Below are 17,709 nucleotides of genomic sequence, written 5' to 3'. Positions count from 1 at the left end.
CGCCCAATCGCGTGCGACGTGTTGCGAACATGAGCCATTCGGATCGGGAGCGCGATTGACAACTGCGGACTGTCCGACATTGGCCGGTGGCCAGCGTTGTCCGCTTGAAATCAATTCAAAGCGCGACGGATTGTTCTAGGGCTAGGTGGAGTCTGAGCTTTTGCCTTGAACCATTGGGCAAGGGCCTTGTCTCGATCTAGCACACGAGGTAGGTCCCCTTTTGGCCAAAGCTCATTGACCGCTTTCCGTATCTGTTGCTGCAGGGTGGGCGGCTTAGATTTGCTGGGTCTCGTCGCCTTGTCGGCGGAGTCAGTGAGCACGGTGTTTAAGAAGTGTAGATGTCGGAGAATGTCGGACTTCTTCACTTGAAGATGGGTCCAGGCAGGCGGACTAGCCTTCTTCAAATACATCAAGTCATTGAAATCGCGCCCCCAGTGCTCGTCGTCAACGTACGGTGTGCAGCTTATCCAAGGCCCGTCGCGAGACAGAAGGCTGAAGCATTCCCGAAGGGGGTGCCCAACAGGTACGTCGGCAAATAAATGTGGATCTATGGGCTGGGGTTGTCCGGTGCTGTCTCTGCCTATTACTTCAACTTCCCCCGTCGCCATGAGCGGGGTCAATGTCCTGACGGCTGCATTCCAGGCCTGAGTGTCTTCGAGGTGGCGCTTCAGTCTGCCGGATTCTGTCATGACCCAGTGGATGGCGGAACACAGTGGTACATATCCGGCTTGGCTTGCCCGAGTCATTGGCTCGATCATCGGGGCCTCAACCGTGAATTCAGGCCAAATCGTCTTTAGAATTTCCGCCGGAAGTTTGATATCGGTAAACGCAGGGACGAATTCCAAGGCACCACGCTTCAGCACGTCAGATTGCCGTTCCACAAAAAACTCAAGATAGGGCCATTCTCTGCCGGGTACATCAACCGGAAGTCCGCTTGCATCCTTCGCGATAGCTACGATGCTGCCTGCCGCTAGATGCGCGATAAGCTGCTTTTCAGCTCTTGCGATTGTCATTCTCGTAGTGAGGGGCAGGTTCTTTGTAGACTGCAAGTAGGTTTCGTCGAGCGAGAGGCGGGCTATCGTTGATGGACCTAGAGGTTTCAGTTCGTGCCCGTCTACCCGTTGAAACTCTGTGCCGCCGTTGATCGGAATGTTCATGGCAACGGAGACGAAGATAAGACGCGCCTCCCTGTATTCTGCACAGTGCTCGCGGACGCTAGCAGTGTTTCGCCATGCGATCCAAGCTAGCGCCATTGGCACCGACCACCAGTGCATCGAGTCCGGATCGAATTCGCATGGATCGGGCTTTGTCTCAAACGGCTCAAGCCCCAGACTCTGAGCCTCCTGCTCCGCTATCTCCGGGGTGATTTCGCCGCGCCTCAATCGGTCTAGAATCAAGTCGCGGGTATTCGGCTTCCAATCCTCCCATTTCATCGCGTCCACCTCCCGCGGCACTATGGCGCGCGGAAACCGGTAGTGCTGCCGGCTTGTCGGATGGCCGTCCTATCCGCGCTAGCATCGAATATATCGGCTTGTACTCGATTCGCCGATTGCCTCGTAGCTCTGCTAGCTTATGCCAAACGGGGGGGCGGGAGATGTCTGAAGACTGGTATATGGTGGACTACAGCGGGCGCATTGGGCCAATATCGGTCGACGAGATGCGCGAGCGGCTCCGGCGCATGAAAGACCCAGCTAACGTGCTTGTTAGGTGTCCTGATTTCGATAATTGGCTCAGGGCGGCTGAAGTCCCTGAGCTTCGACAACAAACCTCCCTGCCTCCTCCAATCCCGACGGATCAGCCTCCTGCGTGGACCGTCCGCTGGTGGTGGTACCCGATACCGTTCATTGCAATTGGAATAGGCAGTCAGGTCGGGCGCAAGGTGATGATCTGGAATTCGCTTCAGCGGCGGAAAGCTAAGGCAAGGAAGCGCGGAGGCGAGGCTTAGGGTGCTGAGCGTGCAAGAGCCACGACGTTGCCCCTAGCTCTTGGCTCACAATAGCCTGCCCATGCATCCATGAGCTTGCGGCGCTTTTCGAGTGCATCGCTACGGCGGTAGGCTTGCTCTGCTTTGTCACCAATGACATGTGCCAGCGCGGTCTCGACAATTTCGCGCGGAAAGCTGGAGACATTGCCAGCCCAATCTCTAAAGCTGGAGCGAAAGCCGTGCACCGTCGCTTCCGCAACTTTCATTCGGCGCAGTACCATCTCCATAGCCATGTTGGAGAGCGGCTTGCCGCGAGCCTTCCCTTGAAAGACGAACTCGCCGTTCTTTACTGCTTCAAGGCCACTTAGGATTGCGACTGCTCGGGAGCACAGAGGAACGCGGTGTTCCCGTCCGGCCTTCATGCGCTCAGGCGGAACGATCCAGACCTTTTTTTCCAAGTCGATTTCTGACCATCTCATCCCCAGTATCTCACCAGAACGGGCAGTAGTCAGTATGCAAAGCTCCAACGCAAGCGCGGCGGTTGCCTCGCGCTGCCGTAGCTCGCCTATGAAAGAAGGCACACTCTCATATGGCATTGCCGGATGGTGCCCCCGCGCGAGCTTGGACGGCTTCGGCAGCAGATGGTCCAAATGGCCCCGCCACCGTGCGGGATTTTCACCATCGCGGAAACCTTTTGCCTTGGCAGCGTCTAAAACCTTCTCGATCCGCCCCCGGAGCCGGGAGGCAGTTTCTGCCTTTGTGGTCCAAATGGGTTTAAGGGCTGCGAGCAAATCTTCCGTGGTGATTGTGTCGACGGGCTTTGCCCGCAATGACGAAGCATAGGTCTCCAGCGTCGACTTCCATTGGGCCTTATGTTTTTGGTTGCGAAACCCGGTGGAGAGCGACTCGCGCACTTCATCGGCCAGTTCTCCGAAAGTCGGGGTGATACCGCCCCGCCTGCGCTCCTCGATTGGATTTAGCCCTCTGCCAATCGTCCGCCGTGCATCCGCAGCCTTCTCGCGGGCGTCAGAGAGTGGGACGCTAGCCGCGCTACCCAAGCCCATCTCTTTCGCTTGACCGCGCCAGGTGAAGCGCAGAACCCATTTGCGAGCACCAGTTTCGGAAACGATCAGATAGAGGTTGCCGCCGTCGCTATATTTGCCCGGCTTTGCCGTCTCAACCTTACGGGCAGTAAGCTTGCCAGCCATGTTCGTCTCCTTCGGTCCCCAGATCGGTCCCCAAAATTAGCACGGTTTTGGGCGAATGGATACAAACCGCGGTGAACCTCGACGACAGGAAACGCCCTATATCATGGGTATCTTGCGCATGGTCACGAGCAGTGAGGATCGGAGAAAATCAGTAGTTCGGCGGACACTCTCTCCGCCAGTTGCGCCCTGGGCAAGGCTCTCTCGCAGGTTTTGACAGCATCGAAGCCCCAATAATGGCGGGCATTTCTATCCAAACATCCGGACTGCCCCTATGCCGCGCGAGCCCGGGATTCTCTCGCCGCCATCAAGCTCTTCGCCCATGGCACGCAGCAACTTGATGGTCTCCGGCTTCAGACCTCCATAGGCCAACTCCTGGATGCGGTAGGCGAGCCGGTGTTCGAGGAAGCGCCGGTTATATGGTGGCGGTTCGGTTTCGAAGAGATCGCGCCATTTATGCTTCAGCGCGCCGATCGGCGCGGTCTTGAGAGCGGCCAATTGGGCCAAAACGGTATCGCTCAATGCGAGCCTCCATGCGACGTGAGACGGTCCGCATGACTGCTCTGGTGCTCGGGATAGTCGAATGAACTCTCTCCAGAGTTGTGAGATAAAGAACTGGACTTCCGGGCCTGGAGCCGTGTCAGGCCGGCGGCCAGAATGTCGGCGACCTCGGTGAGCCGCTCAGCGGGGCTCAGTTCGTAAACATATAGCGGGTTGCCCATGACGCCTTAGTAGCGCCGGATCTCCACAATTCTCCCGGGAGGTCGAAGTTCAGCGAAACGGAGCGAAAACGAAATGCGCGATGGCGCAATTTTTCGCTCGACTCCGAAAATCCGATATGGAACAAAACAGGAACACAAGAACGGGAGCGTCCATGCCGGCTATTCAAGTCGCCTACCGCCATTCAGGGATCAGCGCTGTGCCAGCCAACCTCTCAGCCGTCGAGATCTGGTCGGTGGCGCGCGTCGTTCGCCGCCAACTCCTCGCTGACCGCGCCGCGCGGAAGCTGGAGATCGAGGGCGTGGCCGAACGCGCCGGCCTCTTCGAGATCAACGACGTCACGTTTGACGTGGCCTGGGATCTGGAGCACGCGGTGCTCAATCGGGCCGGCCAGCCGGTGATGGGCGTCACCGAATACGACAAGGCGTCTCCCGATTGCATCATGGTTTCGGTGAACGGTCCGGTGCTCGGCGGCATGGAGCCGCTGCTGCGCTCGACCGTCGCCCATGAACTCGGGCACGTCGTGTTCGATGCGCCCGGTTGAATCAAGGTGCCCCCGGCAACACCGACGTACTTGAACGCAGCCGCCGGTGACTGGGCCTATAACCGCGCCACCACGCTCGTGCAGTCGGTGCTGACCTATTTGCCGGCCGCCGCCAAGCGCATCATCTCGCTCACCGCCTATGGTGTCGAGAACGAGACCGATGTCGAGGAGCGCGACTTCCTGGTCGATGTCGCGACCGGGCGGACCGAGCCGGACGCGGTGTCCACGACGAGGTCGCGCGACGCGATCCTGACCATCGTCTCGGGCGCCGAAAGTGCCGACCCGCAGCCGCCGGCGATCCCCGTCTCCAGCGTCGAGATCGCCCGCATTCTGCTCGACCCGACCCAGGTGGTGGCGGTGACCATGATGACCGAGAACCAGGTCACCTCGACCGAGGACCTCGATCTTCGCACCATCGTTCTGGAGGCCTTCAGGCGGCTGATTGAGCCCCGTGTCGCTTCTCTTGCTTCCGACCTCGCCGCACTCGCCAACAAGATCAACGATCACGGCGACAAGATCGACATCATCCACATCATGCAGGACCTGGCGGAGGTCAAGGAAAAGGTCCACCTGCCCGCGACGTACTCGGACTACGGCGCCTCCTACTTTATCTGGGCCGACCCCGCCGTCAGCGATCTCACCGACAGCCTGCACCTCGGGTTCGACGCCAAGGTGGAGGAGGGGGTTCGATTCCCCGACGCAGCCGCCAACGAGTTCGAGGTGACGCTGTTTTCCCAGCTCGATCCCAACGCCGCGCTGCAGGGCGGCTTCCTGCTGCCCAAATATGACCACCGGCTCAAGATCAGCACCGGAGCTTATTCCACCGATCTCGGCATGGCCCAGTATGGCTACCAGACCTATCAGCTTATCGAGAAGAAGCTGCACAAGGAGCGCATCCGCTACGGCGGCACCTATATGCGCTGCGTCAACGGTGCGGTCCTGTGGTCAGGCGGTGATGCCACCACGAATGCCTGGTGGCTCGATGATTTCACGAGCGAGCAGTACAATGCGACAACGACCTTTGACGGCCACTGGTACCGCACCGATTATTATTGGAAGGACTCCTGGACCGTTCCCTATTGGGAGCTCGAGACCGTCGAGCACAACATCAACGGCGCCCAGATCGCCCAGTCCTTTCTGGTCGCCAACGACATGTGGGCAACCCGGCTTGGCTTCTACGTCACCAGCAAGGCGGCGGACGAGAACATCTATGTCTCGCTGGTGGAGGTGACGACCGGTGTCCCCGATGTCGGCAAAGCGATCCTGCACCAGGTCTATCCCGCCGCCAACATCGTCACCGGCTGGAACCGGATCGACATCCCGCCAACCTTCCTGTCAAAGGGCGGGCGCTATGCGGTGGTGCTCACCTCGGCCGCCAATCACCGGGTCGGTATGGCTTCGGGTGGCTCCTACCTCGACGGCACCTTCTTCTACTCGATGGATGGGCCTATTACCTCGGAGACTTCACCAAGGAATTGATGGTCGAGGTCTGGTGCGCCCAGTTCAGGGCATCACAGGTCACGATCGAATTCGCCCCGATCACGCTGGATGGCGGCTTCCGCAATCGGCGCATTCGCCTGCGCTGGTAAACGAGCGTGATCGTCGCGCACAACCCAGTCAGTCTTGCGCTGCTCGGAAGCGCAGACCTCACGACGTCCGCCGGCGACATTTGGCTCGTCGAAAGCGATGCTGCTGGCAACTGGCGGATGGTCGGCTGCCACCTTGCAGCGCTCGCCCCCGGTGGCGCCGACGGAGGAATTTTTTAGCCATGCCCATCGTCAAGATCATGCGCTCGACCGTCGCCGGTCACACACCGGCCTCGCTCGCGTCAGGCCAGATCGCCATCAACGAGGCCGATGGCAACCTGTTCTGGTGCGACGCCTCAGGAGCGGTCCGGTCGCTCAATCTGATCGCCCTGGTCTCGACCACGCCGGCTGCCGGTGACGCCTCAACTCGAGTTGCTACGACAGCCTTCGTCAAGGCGGCGATCGACACGCTCGTGGCGGCCGCGCCAGGAACTCTGGACACGCTGAAGGAGCTCGCTGACGCCATCGGCGATGACGCGAACTTCGCCGGCAGCGTCACGGCTGCCCTTGCCAATCGGCTCCGCGTCGATGCTGCCCAGTCGCTCAGCGCGGCACAGAAAGCCCAAGCCCAAGCCAATCTTGGCCTGAACACGCTCGCGATCGGCTTTGCCAATATCGATCCGGCGGCGGTCGCCTCCCAGACGGACGCAGCGGCGGGAACGGCCGACAACAAGCTGATGACGCCGCTCAAGGTTGGTCAGGCGGTCGCTGGCGGCGCATTCACGTTCAAGTCGAGCGCTCCCGGCGGCAATTCGCGCGTGACCGGGTTCAAGACTGCTGATGGCGCCGACATCGGCACTCTCAGTCGCTCCAACCGCTACACCGACGATCACGCGAACAACTGCGCTGGCTATCTCCCGACCGGCAATTGTCTTGGAAATGCTCAATGGACACCGCCCAACGGCAACTGGTGGACCTGGGGGCTAGGCCTATCACCGGCCAATCCTAATCGGTTCGATTTTGCCGGCGGGGCGACCGTGGCTTACCAGGCAGTTTCGGTAGGGTTCGTATATTCCGGCTATACTCTAACAGCCGACGCGATCGGCGGCGGCGAGTATCATCGCAGCTACGCCAACTGCAATTGCGGCGCACTCAATTGCTACAGCAATTGTAATTGCAATTGTGACTGTAATTGCGCCTACGCGTGCGACTGCAACTGCTTTTCCGGCTCCTGAAATCTGATGATCTTACCTTCTAACCGCAACTCCTGTTTCCTGAAAGCGCCGGTGCTGGTTCTCGTGCGGCGCGACCCTCGTAAGCTCACTCTGCTCACGCTTCGTGAAGTAAAAACTATTAGAGCCGATCCGGACGTGCTATCCCCAACTGAGGTCGAGCGCCTTCTCACAGAGCATGCTGACACCCGTCCCTCGCTCCTGTTCGGCTCACGGATGATCCAGGGCTCGCAATTGGCGGACCGATTAGCAGGTCGCCTGTTCGCGGAGATCGGCGGCGTCTGCCTCGATCTCGACAGCGACCTCGGCAAAAGAGAATGGGATGATCATGCCAACTGGATCTTCCCGATTGACTTAGTCGGGTGGCCGCAGGCGCCGTTCAACCGCTGCGCGGTAACGAAGGACACCAAGGCGCGCACGCCCCGGCACCTCGCCACGATCGGAAGAAACTGTCCGCTGCAGATCCATGTGCCCTTCGCCAGCTGCGACTTCCTGACGAGCAGCTTCAGTTTCGCTTTACATCCGGACTTTGGCCTCGTCGGCAATCTCGATCCTGGCGCCGAGGTTACCCAGCAGGACAATATGAGCGATGCACGCCAGGCATTCTCCAGTATTTCCCTCACGACCGACAGTCTTGATCTCAAGCCCGACGCTTATGCGACTGTCACGGCTCAATTGGTAGACAGCTCAGGCAGTCCGATCAATGATGCTGATGCCGAACTTCATCTTGAAACGACCGGGGGCTATCTGCCCAAACAGCGCGTCACGACGCAGCAGGGCCGGGCGCAATTCCGTGTCGGCGCACTGGGGCTCGTTGCCGGCGACAGCTTTCGCCTGAAGGCGGGATTCCGGCACTTCACCGGGGTGAATGAGCTGGAGTTTCGGGTGACTTAAGTGTCGCTCCCGTTCCATCGCGGCTTACCAAGCAGTTGGAGCATCCAGCAGAACTGAACTGGTCGACTTAACTACATTGGGGTCGTGACGCAGAGGCATTTTGCCAATTAGAGTGAAAGCGTTAATCAGCTCGATCTCTGCTTTGCAAAACGACGTTTTGCTCGACGGAAAAGTCTTCGAACAACTTGCGTGTAGTTTCCGCGCATCGCCGCTGCGAAGTCATATCCATCATCGATGGCCCTTTGTAGGGCATCTTTATGCGCGTTTTCTTCTTCTTCAAGAACCTTGAAGAAGCGGGCGACACCCTCTTGCGAGGAAGTGTCGAAGGCGCCGGATCTATATCTTTTCAAGTAATCAATCATTAGTCCAGATCGATAGGCGTTGGGCAAATATCTGATGTCAAAGCACTCTACGCTATCTTCGTATTGGCCCGGTTTGAGTGAATACCAGTATCTCAGCTTTTGTCGATCTTTGAAAGTTTCGTAGATCGAGACTCCGCGATAGCTGAAGAAAGGTTTCTGCTTGATCATGCTGCTTCAACGATTCCGAATTATTTCAAACATCATAAGCGAGTTGGGATGAGCCATCCAGCCTTCGGTCGCCGCGTGGCCCGCCATGTCGCAACGGCTGGATGGACTGGTCACCACGGCACGATAACAGAGCGGAAAGCGCTTTCGCACCCTGCTTACTTGTACGCATCCGGTGAAGACCACAGGCTGAGCAACCGGTCAGGACGGTCTGAACGGTTCGATCAGGCGGCGGCCGATGCCTGGGCGGCCAGCCAACTCCAGGGCAGCAGATCGGCGACCTTGCTGGCCGGATGATCGGGCAGCCGGGCGAGGACGTCAGCGAGCCAGGCCTGCGGATCGACGTCATTGAGCTTGGCGGTCTGGATCAGCGTGTAGATGGCGGCAGCGCGGCGACCGCCTTCGTCGGAGCCGGCGAAGGTCCAGTTCTTTCGGCCGAGGGCCACGGCGCGCAGCTCGCGCTCGGCCGCATTGTTGGTCATGCACAGACGACCGTCGTCGATGAAGCGGGTGAACACCTGCCAGCGCTTGAGGCTGTAGTCGATTGCCTTGGCGGTCTCGCTCTTGCCGGACAGCTTGATACGGCGCTCGCGCAGGAAGTCATGGAGTTCGTCGACCAGAGGACGGCTGCGCTCGTTGCGCACGGCTTTGCGTTCGTGGGCTGGTAGACCGTTGATCTCGCGTTCGATCGCAAACAGCGCGTCGATCTTCGCGATCGTTTCGATCGCGATCGGTGCCTTCTTCAGCCGCGCGATTTCGAAGAACTTGCGCCGCGCATGCGCCCAGCAGCCGACCTCGATGACCGGGCCCGGCTTGCGCGCGGCCTCGTAGAGGCGGTTGAAGCCAGCATAGGCGTCCGCCTGCATCGGCCCGGCGTAGCCGGCAAGATGCGTCTCGGGATGCACGCCGGCGCGGTCGGGCGAGTAGTAGAACATGGCAGCCGGCGGCGCGTGCCCGGCAAAGGGACGGTCGTCGCGCACATAGGTCCAGACGCGCCCCGTGCGCGTCTTGCCCTTGGCCAAAACCGGCACCGTGGTGTCGTCGGCGTGGATGCGCTCGCCGGCAAGCACGTGCGCCTTGATCGCCTCGACCAGCGGCATCAACGTCGCAGCCGCCGCGCCGACCCAGTCGGCCAGCGTCGAGACGTCCAGCGCCACGCCCTCATGCGCGTAGGTCGTGCTCTGCCGGTTGAGCGGCAGATGCAGCCCGTATTTGGCGAACAGGATGTGTGCGAGCAGGCGCGGCCCCGCACGTCCGCGCGAGATCGGATGGAACGGCGCCGGCGGCTGGCTGATCGCCTCGCAGCCGCGACAGGAGAACTTCTCGCGCACATGCTGGATCACCTTCCACTGCCGTGGCACGAGCTCCAGCGTCTCGGTGACGTCCTCGCCGATCTTGCGCAACCTGTCACCGCCGCAGCACGGACAATTGGCCGGTGCGGGATGTACGACGCGCTCGCGCGGCAAGTGCTCGGGCAGCGGCCGCCGTGCTGGGCGCCTGCGTTCGAACGGATGGACATTGATCGTCTCGGCCTTGGCCCGCTCGGCGGCCATCTGCGCCGCAGCTTCAGCCTCGGCCGCATCCTCTTCGAGATCGGCGAGTTCGAGCTCGAGTTGCTCCAGCACCGACGCCCGCTCCGACGACGGCCCATACTGCTCGTGCTTGAGCTTGGCGATCGTGAACTTCATCTGCTCGATCAGGAGCGTGCGGGCGCGGACCTCGGCTTCAAGATTGCGTGCCTTGGCTTCCGCCGCGAGCTGCGCCGCCTGACCGGCGAGCACCAGCGCCTTCAGCGTCGCGACATCATCGGGGAGCGAATCGGCTGTGATCATCGCGGGAGATGGAATCACAGCGCCGGTCGCCGATCAGCGGCACGACGCCGAGCTGGTCGCGGCGGAGAATTCAGGGTCGGCGAGGTAGCTCATGTGGACCTGGCTGGCCAGCCTGATCGGCGGTCCCATCGTCAGCGGCCTTATCAATGCCTACAAGGCCAAGCTGGACGCCGCCAACACGCGGGATCGCATCGCCGCCGATCTCGCGGCCAAGGAGATCGAGGCCGAGATTGCCACACGAGCTCAGGCGTCCGGCATCATCATCGCGGAGCAGGGCCGGTGGTACACCGCCATCATCCGGCCACTGCTCGCCTTTCCCCTCATCATCTATTTCTGGAAGGTGATCGTCTGGGACAAGGTGCTGGGATGGGGCAGCACCGATCCCTTGAGCGGCATGATCGCCGATTGGGCTGGGATGATCCTTACGGCCTATGTCGGCGGACGGTCGATTGAGAAGGTCGCCCGGATCTTCAAGCGATAAATCGGGCTAGCCGGACCGCAGGCCGCACCAGGCCCGGAAAGCCGTCCTACCTCTTCTTTTCATTTCGCGAGGCCAATCGATGATCAATGATGACGTTCCGACGAGCAAACACAGAGCGCGTTTCGATCCCACCATCAATTATGGCCACGTCCTGACCGTCGTGAGCTTCGTCATCGCAGGAGCGGGGGCGTATTTCGGGATGCGTGTTGAACTCGAAGGCGTCGACCAGCGCGTCGCCAAGATCGAGAGCACGCTCCAGCAGCTCGCGAGTGTACTCGTGGTTACCGCGCGTCAAGACGAGAGGCTGATCGCGATCGAGCGTCGGGTCGACTGGTTGGAGGAAGCGCCGGCTAGGAAATAATGTGTCGGCGTTGGGCACCAAGAGGATTTCGCTGGTGGAGCTTCCTCTCAGACTACGCGATGCGAGACTGATACTAATGTTAAAGCTCTTCTCGTTATGAGTACGCAGGGCGCACTCAAGCTGAAGACGGGGCGGGCATGTTAAAAAAAGGCGTCTGTGTTGCGCCTCTTCGTTGCGGCAGCAATCGCACTCTCTACCGCGAGTTGCTGGGGTTATGAAAGCTATCGCTACAAGCTGACACTTGCCGTCAACACGCCGGAAGGGATCAAGCGAGCTTCGAGCGTCGTCGAGGTGATGTACGCGGATGTCTGGCTCCCGGAGCGCGGTACCATGCATAAGCTCCGCGGCGAGGCCCTTTATGTTGATCTTGGTGCGGGCCGCAGGCCGCTGATTGCGCTTCTGACATGCGACCTTCACCCGCTCGACAAATCGCAGCGGCGCTGGACTCGCGATGCCGGGCCGGGCGACAATTTGCTTTCCGAACTGTATGGACCAGCGTTGCCGAACCTCCTCGATGATGCAAAGCGTCTTTCGCGGGTGCATGGTGCGCGTCGGATTACCCCGTCCGACCTGCCGGATCTCGTGACGTTCGCCGATATCAACGATCCGAAGTCGGTGATCGAAGTCGATCCGACCGATCTGACGACTGTGCTCGGCCCAGACATCAGCTGGAACGAGCTAACGCTTGCGATGACCGATGAGCCGATTACGACTGGAATCGAAAGCAAATTGCCGTGGATCCCTGCTTACGAAGTCGGGATGCTCGATGGCGATCCAATCCGCTTCTACAGCAAGACCTCGCTAGCCAATAAGCTGAGCGTGGCGAACTTCTATGATTCGGTCGAAATCAAACGCAAGTGACAAGGGCGGGCAGGTTGGTCGGCTAGACGACATTCGGCGCCGACAGAAGCGGCTTTGTGGCTAAAGCCGGTGCTACGGCGTCAGGCAACGTCGATGATCGGCTCTGCCATTGGCCCACTTCTTCCATAACACCTCATACGCGAATCTGCGTCGTCGGGGGAGCAAAGCTCCGACCCTAGGCGCGCCAAGGTTGGGCAGGCGTTGTCGGTCGCCGCTTTACCTTGGCGAGTGCGCTCATTATAGGTCGCCGAAAAGGGAGATGTGACAGATGACCGAAACGGCCAAGACTGAAGCTGCAGGTGGCAACTCACGGGCTCATGGAGGCGCTGGCGAAGACACGGCTCAACCAACGTCGCCGAACATCCCGCGCAATCCTCCGCCGGATGCGGTGCTCGGCCAGGTTGTGTGGCTGATGATGAACATGCCGCGCTATCGGCACGTCTTCCTCGCGGACCTCGAGTGGATGGTGCTGCCGCCGATCCTTCTCAATCAGTATCGGCTGTTCCGCGCCGGCGATCACATCGTCGCCTTCGCAGCGTGGGCCTACCTTTCCGAAGAAGCAGAAGCGCGATTGCAGGAACCCAACCCGCGGCTTGCGCCGACCGACTGGAAAAGCGGTGATCGGCTCTGGCTGATCGACTTGCACGCGCCGTTCGGACAGCAGGAACTCGCGCTCAAGGAGCTCGGCGAAACTGCGCTGAAAGGCAAGACCTACAAGATGCATCGATGGACTGCACAGGGCAGGCAGACCGTCGAGATCGTGCCGCAGGCGAATTCCTGATTCTCAACCTTTGAGAGTTCTGCTGCGGGCTCACCTTCGTCCGCTTGCAGGACGTGCAGTCTGCGGTCGCGTATCGATCGCAAACTGTCAGCTTTCCTGTTTCGATATATGTCTGCATTGACAGGCGAGAAACAATCAGTCTACGGAAAGTTGTGGGACTGAGTAGAGGTTGAGAGTGTTTCGGTAAATACTCGCGTTTAGATTGCGAGTGGATGGGAGCAGATGGCGGACGTTGGGGGCAACGCCGGCCAGCAAGTGAACGGTTCCGGTGTTGCGGACACGGGGCTCGGCTGTCTGGGATTGGTTTTGGCGATTGCGGGCGAAGCGTTCGACATCGAGCGCGCGCGCCGCGAATATCTGAAGCCCGGCTGCGTTGCAGAAAGTCATGATCTGCTGCGCATTGCGAAGGGAGAGGGTCTGAAGGCGCGACTCAGTCGTTCGTCAGTCGGCCGCATTCAAGCGTTGTCGTTGCCGGTGATTGCCAGGCGCGCTGACGGCGGCTTCTTCGTCATTGGCCGTCGCACGGAGACGGGCGTGCTGGTGGGGCTGGCGGGTGGTCCGCCGCTGTCCTGGACCTTGGAAGAGCTGGCGCAACAGTGGACCGGCGAAATCCTGCTGGTTGTGAAGCGTGATCGCCTCGCCGGTGATGTCATAGGCTTCGGCCTGAAATGGTTCCTCCCCGTCGTCAAGCGCTTCGCACGCATCCTGGCCGAGGTGCTGGTGATTTCGGTGTTCATCCAGCTGGTCGCGCTGGTGTCGCCGCTGTTCTTTCAGGTGGTGATCGACAAGGTGCTGGTGCATCGGGCGCTGACCACGCTCGAGGTGCTGGTGATCGGGCTGCTGCTGATCAATCTCGCCGACGTCGCGCTGAACTGGCTGCGCACCTATGCCTTCGCCCACACGACGAGCCGGATGGACGCGATGCTGGGCTCGCTGTTGTTCCGGCATCTTGTCGCGCTGCCGATCGGCTATTTCGAGAGCCGGGCGACCGGGCAGACCGTGGCGCGAGTCCGCGAGCTGGAGAACGTCCGCCAGTTCATCACCTCATCGGCCCTGACGCTCGTGCTCGACGTGGTGTTCGGACTGCTCTTTCTCGTGGTCATGTTCTGGTACAGCCCGCAGCTCACGCTCGTCGTGGTGCTGTCGATTCCCTGCTACGCGGCGATCTCGGTCGGAATTACGCCAGCCCTGAAGGCGCGCGTGCAGGAGAAGTTCCAGCGCGGCGCGGTCAACCAGTCGCTGCTGGTCGAGAGCCTGGCCGGCATCCAGACGTTGAAGGCGATGGCCGTCGAGCCGCAGGTGCGCCAGCGCTGGGAGGAGCAGCTCGCCGGCTATATCGGTGCCTCGCTGCGCGTGGTGACACTCGGCGCCACCGGCTCGCAGCTCGTCTCGCTGGTGAACAAGGTGACCTCGGCGGCGCTGCTGTGGTTCGGCGCGCAGGCCGTGATCTCGGGCACGATGACAATCGGTGAATTCGTGGCCTTCAACATGCTGGCCGGACAGATCTCCGGGCCGGTCTTGCGTCTTGCCCAGCTCTGGCAGGATTTTCAGCAGTTCCGGCTGTCCATCGAACGGCTCGGCGACATCATCAACACGCCGACCGAGCGTGCTGTCGCCAGCGCGCGGCAGAACCTGCCGCCGGTGCAGGGCCACATCCGCTTCGAGAGCATCGTCTTCCGTTATCGCCCGGGCATGCCGGAGATCCTGCGCGATCTCTCGCTCGACATCCGCGCGGGAGAGGTGGTGGGCCTGGTCGGTCGCTCCGGCTCCGGCAAGTCGACCCTGACCAAGCTCTTGCAGCGGCTCTACATACCCGAGCGCGGCCGCGTGCTGGTCGATGGCATCGACATCGCGCTGCTCGATCCGGCCTGGCTGCGCCGCCAGATCGGCGTCGTCCTGCAGGAGAATGTGCTGTTCAACCGCTCGGTCCGCGAGAACATCGCGCTGATCGATCCGTCGATGCCCTTGGAGCAGGTCATGCGCGCGGCGCAGCTCGCCGGCGCGCATGAATTCATCCTGGAGCTGCCGCATGGCTACGACACCGTGCTGGAGGAGCGCGGCGCCAATCTCTCCGGCGGCCAGCGCCAGCGCATTGCCATCGCCCGCGCCCTGGTGACCAATCCGCGCATCTTGATCTTCGACGAGGCGACGTCAGCGCTCGACTATGAGAGCGAGCGCATCATCCAGAGCAACATGCGGGCGATCTGCCAGGGCCGCACGGTGCTGGTGGTCGCGCACCGGCTCTCCACCGTGCGCAATGCCGACCGCATCATCGTCATGGAGCGCGGTCGGCTCGCCGAGGCCGGCACACATGATGCGCTGATGACGCATAACGGCCTGTACGCCAATCTCGTGCGCCAAGCGGTGGGGTGAGGCGGGCCATGGTTGAACCGACGCCGTTGCGCAACACCGACACTGCGACATCCGCCGAGCCGCAGGCCGCAGCCAAGCCTGCGGCCAAGGTGATGGCGTTCCCCGGCAAGCCGGTCCGGCTGAATGCCGAGGAGCGCGAGTTCCTTCCCGCGGCGCTCGAAGTGATCGAGACACCGCTGTCGCCGACCTTGCGCCTCACCGCGGCCACGCTGTGCGCGATCATCGTCGGTGCGATCGCCTGGGCCTCGCTGTCGCATCTCGACATGGTCGCGGTGGCCGATGGCAAGGTGGTGCCGCTCGGGCAGGTCAAGGTGGTGCAGCCGCTGGAGACGGCCATGATCCGCGCCATCCATGTCGACGAGGGCGATCACGTCCGGGCCGGTCAGCTGCTGGTCGATCTCGACCCCACTGAGGCCCGCGCGGATCTCGATTCGCTGCGCTCGGTCCGCGCGCAGGCCGCGCTCGACGCCGAGGTCGCCCGGGTGCTGCTGACGCGCAATGCGGAGGAGGAGTTTCGGCCGCCGGCCGATGCCGATCCGGTGCTGGTCACGCAAAGCCGCGATCAGGCCAGGCGCGAGATCGAGAAGCATCTGGCGACCACGGCGGCCTATCTCGCCGACATCGCGCAAAAGAGTGCCGCGCTGGAGGCCAACGACGCGCAGATCGAGCGCGTGCAACTGACGATCCCGCTGCTGCAGGAAAAGAACGACGTCGCAAAGGGGTTGTTCGAGAAGGGCTACGGCGCGCGTCCCCCGGTGCTGGAAAGCGAGCAGCAGCTGGTCGAGAAGCGTGCCGAACTGCGCGCTGCGCAAGTCAATGTCGATCAGATCCAGGCCGAGATCCGCGCGCTCAAGGCGCGGCTCGCGGAGGCCGCCGCGGGGTATCTCGCCGATGCGACCGACCGGCGCACCAAGGCGCTGACCAAGGTCGCGCAGCTCGACCAGGACCTGACCAAGGCGCGGCAGAAGGAGAGCTATCGCCGTCTCGTGGCGCCCGTCGACGGCAGCGTGCAGGGCCTGAAGATTCATACGCCGGGCGCGGTAGTCACCACCGCCGATACGCTGATGACTATCGTGCCCGACGGCACCGGCATCGAGGTCGACTGCCTGATCGCGAACAAGGACATCGGCTTCGTCAGCGAAGGCCAGGACGTCGAGGTGAAGCTGGAGGCGTTTCCGTTCACCCGCTTCGGCCTCGTCCATGGCCGCGTCCGCAAGCTGGGCCGTGACGCCGCGACTTCGCCGAACGCTCCGCCCGGAAGCACGGCTGCGCTGATGACGCAGTCGGCCAATTTGCCCGGCGCGCCGCCGGAGCTGTCTTATCCCGCCAAGGTCACGCTGGCGCAGGACTGGATCGAGGTCAACGGCCGTCACGAGCCGATCCGTCCCGGCATGCGCGTCTCCGCCGAGATCAAGACCGGCGAGCGCCGGGTGATCGAATATCTGCTGTCGCCGGTGGTGCAGGCGGTGAAGGAAGCGGGGAGGGAGCGGTGATGGGACATCTCCGGCGTAGCGACGATGTTCTTGCGAGACCTTTTAAAAAGCAAGAACCCACGTTTGCACGGCGCATCAGCGCACCAACAGCAAGAATAGATAGAGGTTCGCCATGTCCAACCTGTTTTCTGAACGCGGAAGATCTCTAACATCTGACCACGCCGACTGGTCTGACAAACCGCCGGGTCGGCGAGGTTGCAATTTGTGAAGTGCGAAAAAACTCTCTGGAGCACTGTGGCCATGAAAGCAATGGTTGGTCTAAATGCTGCAACGGGCGAGCTCTCCGGATTGGCCGGGCCAGCTCGCCAGCATTCGCCATCGCAGGAGAGGTTCATGGGCGACCAAGCCAAGCATCTGCCTTACTGGCCGCGAAAGTACTTTGCGCTCAAGCCGGATTTCAACGCCACGGCCAAGGCGCCCGGACATCAATGGCTGAATCGAACCGAACAGATGGTCGGATTCTATCCTCATCCCGATCAACCCTTTCGCGGAATACGGTTTTCGAAACCGCCGCGGATCAGGTTCGACCGCAAGCGGGGACGAACGACGCTACGTGACGCCGCACCATTCGCGCTGAGCAGCTGGCTGATTACGGATCGCCTAAAGTTACTTTTCGAACGGTTGGATCCAGAGGCGTTCGTCTTTCAGAAGGTCGAGGTCGACTACAGCAATTTTCCCGAAGCTGGGCCCGACTATTGGCTCGTCTACTTCATGCGGATGCTCGACTGCGTTGACGAGGAACATTCAATCATCGCCTATCAAGACGATCTGCCTGGCGTAAAAAACTACCTTGGATTGATCGATGTGAGCATGCGGCCGGATATCGTGGGGGAGGCGCACGCGTTCCGGCTTATCTACGCGGATAGTACACTGATTGTCGACGACATCGTCGTCGCAGCGTTGAAGGCCGAGCAGATCCAGGGCTTCGAATTCGAGCCAATTCAGAAATGATGCT

18 protein-coding genes are annotated in these 17,709 nt (G+C 61.1%); 12 read left to right on the top strand and 6 right to left on the bottom strand.

The features are described from left to right. Positions 1-110: 110 nt before the first annotated feature. Positions 111-1,433, bottom strand: a complete 1,323-nt coding sequence (locus BRADO_RS32240; protein ID WP_041757222.1) for a hypothetical protein — start codon at positions 1,431-1,433, stop codon at positions 111-113. A 161-nt stretch (positions 1,434-1,594) separates the two neighbouring features. Between BRADO_RS32240 and BRADO_RS36055 the strand changes: the two genes are divergently transcribed. Further along, complete coding sequence (locus BRADO_RS36055) at positions 1,595-1,945, top strand: DUF4339 domain-containing protein (protein ID WP_012030395.1); 351 nt, start codon at positions 1,595-1,597, stop codon at positions 1,943-1,945. On the opposite strand, the gene BRADO_RS32235 is transcribed toward BRADO_RS36055, so the two are convergent. Further along, positions 1,942-3,132, bottom strand: coding sequence for a site-specific integrase (locus tag BRADO_RS32235; RefSeq protein WP_012030394.1), 1,191 nt, complete (start codon positions 3,130-3,132; stop codon positions 1,942-1,944). The genes BRADO_RS36055 and BRADO_RS32235 overlap by 4 nt on opposite strands. Before the next feature lie 246 nt (positions 3,133-3,378). Beyond that, positions 3,379-3,651 (bottom strand): DUF2924 domain-containing protein, encoded by a 273-nt coding sequence (locus BRADO_RS32230; RefSeq protein ID WP_012030393.1) that lies wholly within the window; start codon positions 3,649-3,651, stop codon positions 3,379-3,381. Positions 3,652-3,931: 280 nt separating this feature from the next. Between BRADO_RS32230 and BRADO_RS32225 the strand changes: the two genes are divergently transcribed. Next, positions 3,932-4,393: a hypothetical protein gene (locus BRADO_RS32225; RefSeq protein WP_157872644.1), complete on the top strand. Its 462-nt coding sequence runs from the start codon at positions 3,932-3,934 to the stop codon at positions 4,391-4,393. A gap of 30 nt (positions 4,394-4,423) precedes the next feature. Continuing rightward, positions 4,424-5,872, top strand: coding sequence for a hypothetical protein (locus tag BRADO_RS32220; RefSeq protein ID WP_041757221.1), 1,449 nt, complete (start codon positions 4,424-4,426; stop codon positions 5,870-5,872). Positions 5,873-5,904: 32 nt separating this feature from the next. Here BRADO_RS32220 and BRADO_RS35250 read toward each other — a convergent pair whose 3' ends face one another. Continuing rightward, positions 5,905-6,114 (bottom strand): hypothetical protein, encoded by a 210-nt coding sequence (locus tag BRADO_RS35250; RefSeq protein ID WP_157872643.1) that lies wholly within the window; start codon positions 6,112-6,114, stop codon positions 5,905-5,907. A 47-nt stretch (positions 6,115-6,161) separates the two neighbouring features. On the opposite strand from BRADO_RS35250, the gene BRADO_RS33405 reads away from it, so the two are divergent. Together BRADO_RS33405 and BRADO_RS32210 are read left to right on the top strand one after the other, a co-directional pair. Beyond that, positions 6,162-7,154, top strand: coding sequence for a hypothetical protein (locus BRADO_RS33405; RefSeq protein ID WP_050781067.1), 993 nt, complete (start codon positions 6,162-6,164; stop codon positions 7,152-7,154). 6 nt (positions 7,155-7,160) lie between these two features. Beyond that, positions 7,161-8,045 carry a hypothetical protein gene (locus BRADO_RS32210; protein WP_012030388.1) on the top strand — a complete coding sequence of 295 codons (885 nt, stop codon included), beginning with the start codon at positions 7,161-7,163 and terminating at the stop codon, positions 8,043-8,045. Positions 8,046-8,170: 125 nt separating this feature from the next. Here the strand turns inward: BRADO_RS32210 and BRADO_RS35245 are convergent, their stop codons facing one another. Further along, the gene (locus BRADO_RS35245; RefSeq protein ID WP_012030387.1) at positions 8,171-8,575 is read right to left on the bottom strand and encodes a hypothetical protein; all 405 of its coding nucleotides are present in this window, start codon (positions 8,573-8,575) and stop codon (positions 8,171-8,173) included. A 221-nt stretch (positions 8,576-8,796) separates the two neighbouring features. Continuing rightward, the gene (locus tag BRADO_RS32205; RefSeq protein WP_041755978.1) at positions 8,797-10,404 is read right to left on the bottom strand and encodes an IS66 family transposase; all 1,608 of its coding nucleotides are present in this window, start codon (positions 10,402-10,404) and stop codon (positions 8,797-8,799) included. A gap of 91 nt (positions 10,405-10,495) precedes the next feature. On the opposite strand from BRADO_RS32205, the gene BRADO_RS32200 reads away from it, so the two are divergent. From BRADO_RS32200 to BRADO_RS32170, 7 genes are all read left to right on the top strand, one after another. Next, on the top strand, positions 10,496-10,885 hold the full coding sequence (locus BRADO_RS32200; RefSeq protein ID WP_012030384.1) for a hypothetical protein: 390 nt from the start codon (positions 10,496-10,498) through the stop codon (positions 10,883-10,885). A 79-nt stretch (positions 10,886-10,964) separates the two neighbouring features. Beyond that, positions 10,965-11,246 (top strand): hypothetical protein, encoded by a 282-nt coding sequence (locus BRADO_RS32195; protein WP_012030383.1) that lies wholly within the window; start codon positions 10,965-10,967, stop codon positions 11,244-11,246. 159 nt (positions 11,247-11,405) lie between these two features. Beyond that, positions 11,406-12,107 carry a hypothetical protein gene (locus tag BRADO_RS32190; RefSeq protein WP_157872642.1) on the top strand — a complete coding sequence of 234 codons (702 nt, stop codon included), beginning with the start codon at positions 11,406-11,408 and terminating at the stop codon, positions 12,105-12,107. A gap of 268 nt (positions 12,108-12,375) precedes the next feature. Then, entirely contained in the window at positions 12,376-12,888 is a 513-nt protein-coding gene (locus tag BRADO_RS32185) for a toxin-activating lysine-acyltransferase (RefSeq protein ID WP_012030381.1), read from the top strand. A 222-nt stretch (positions 12,889-13,110) separates the two neighbouring features. After that, positions 13,111-15,261 carry a type I secretion system permease/ATPase gene (locus tag BRADO_RS32180; protein WP_012030380.1) on the top strand — a complete coding sequence of 717 codons (2,151 nt, stop codon included), beginning with the start codon at positions 13,111-13,113 and terminating at the stop codon, positions 15,259-15,261. 8 nt (positions 15,262-15,269) lie between these two features. Further along, a complete protein-coding gene (locus tag BRADO_RS32175) occupies positions 15,270-16,754 on the top strand; it encodes an HlyD family type I secretion periplasmic adaptor subunit (RefSeq protein ID WP_050781065.1) in 1,485 nt (494 codons plus the stop codon). A 240-nt stretch (positions 16,755-16,994) separates the two neighbouring features. After that, a complete protein-coding gene (locus tag BRADO_RS32170) occupies positions 16,995-17,705 on the top strand; it encodes a DUF1629 domain-containing protein (protein WP_244422934.1) in 711 nt (236 codons plus the stop codon). Positions 17,706-17,709 lie beyond the last annotated feature (4 nt).

This window comes from Bradyrhizobium sp. ORS 278, from assembly GCF_000026145.1.
Classification (GTDB): Bacteria; Pseudomonadota; Alphaproteobacteria; order Rhizobiales; family Xanthobacteraceae; genus Bradyrhizobium.
This window is presented reverse-complemented; position numbering and strand designations above follow the sequence as displayed.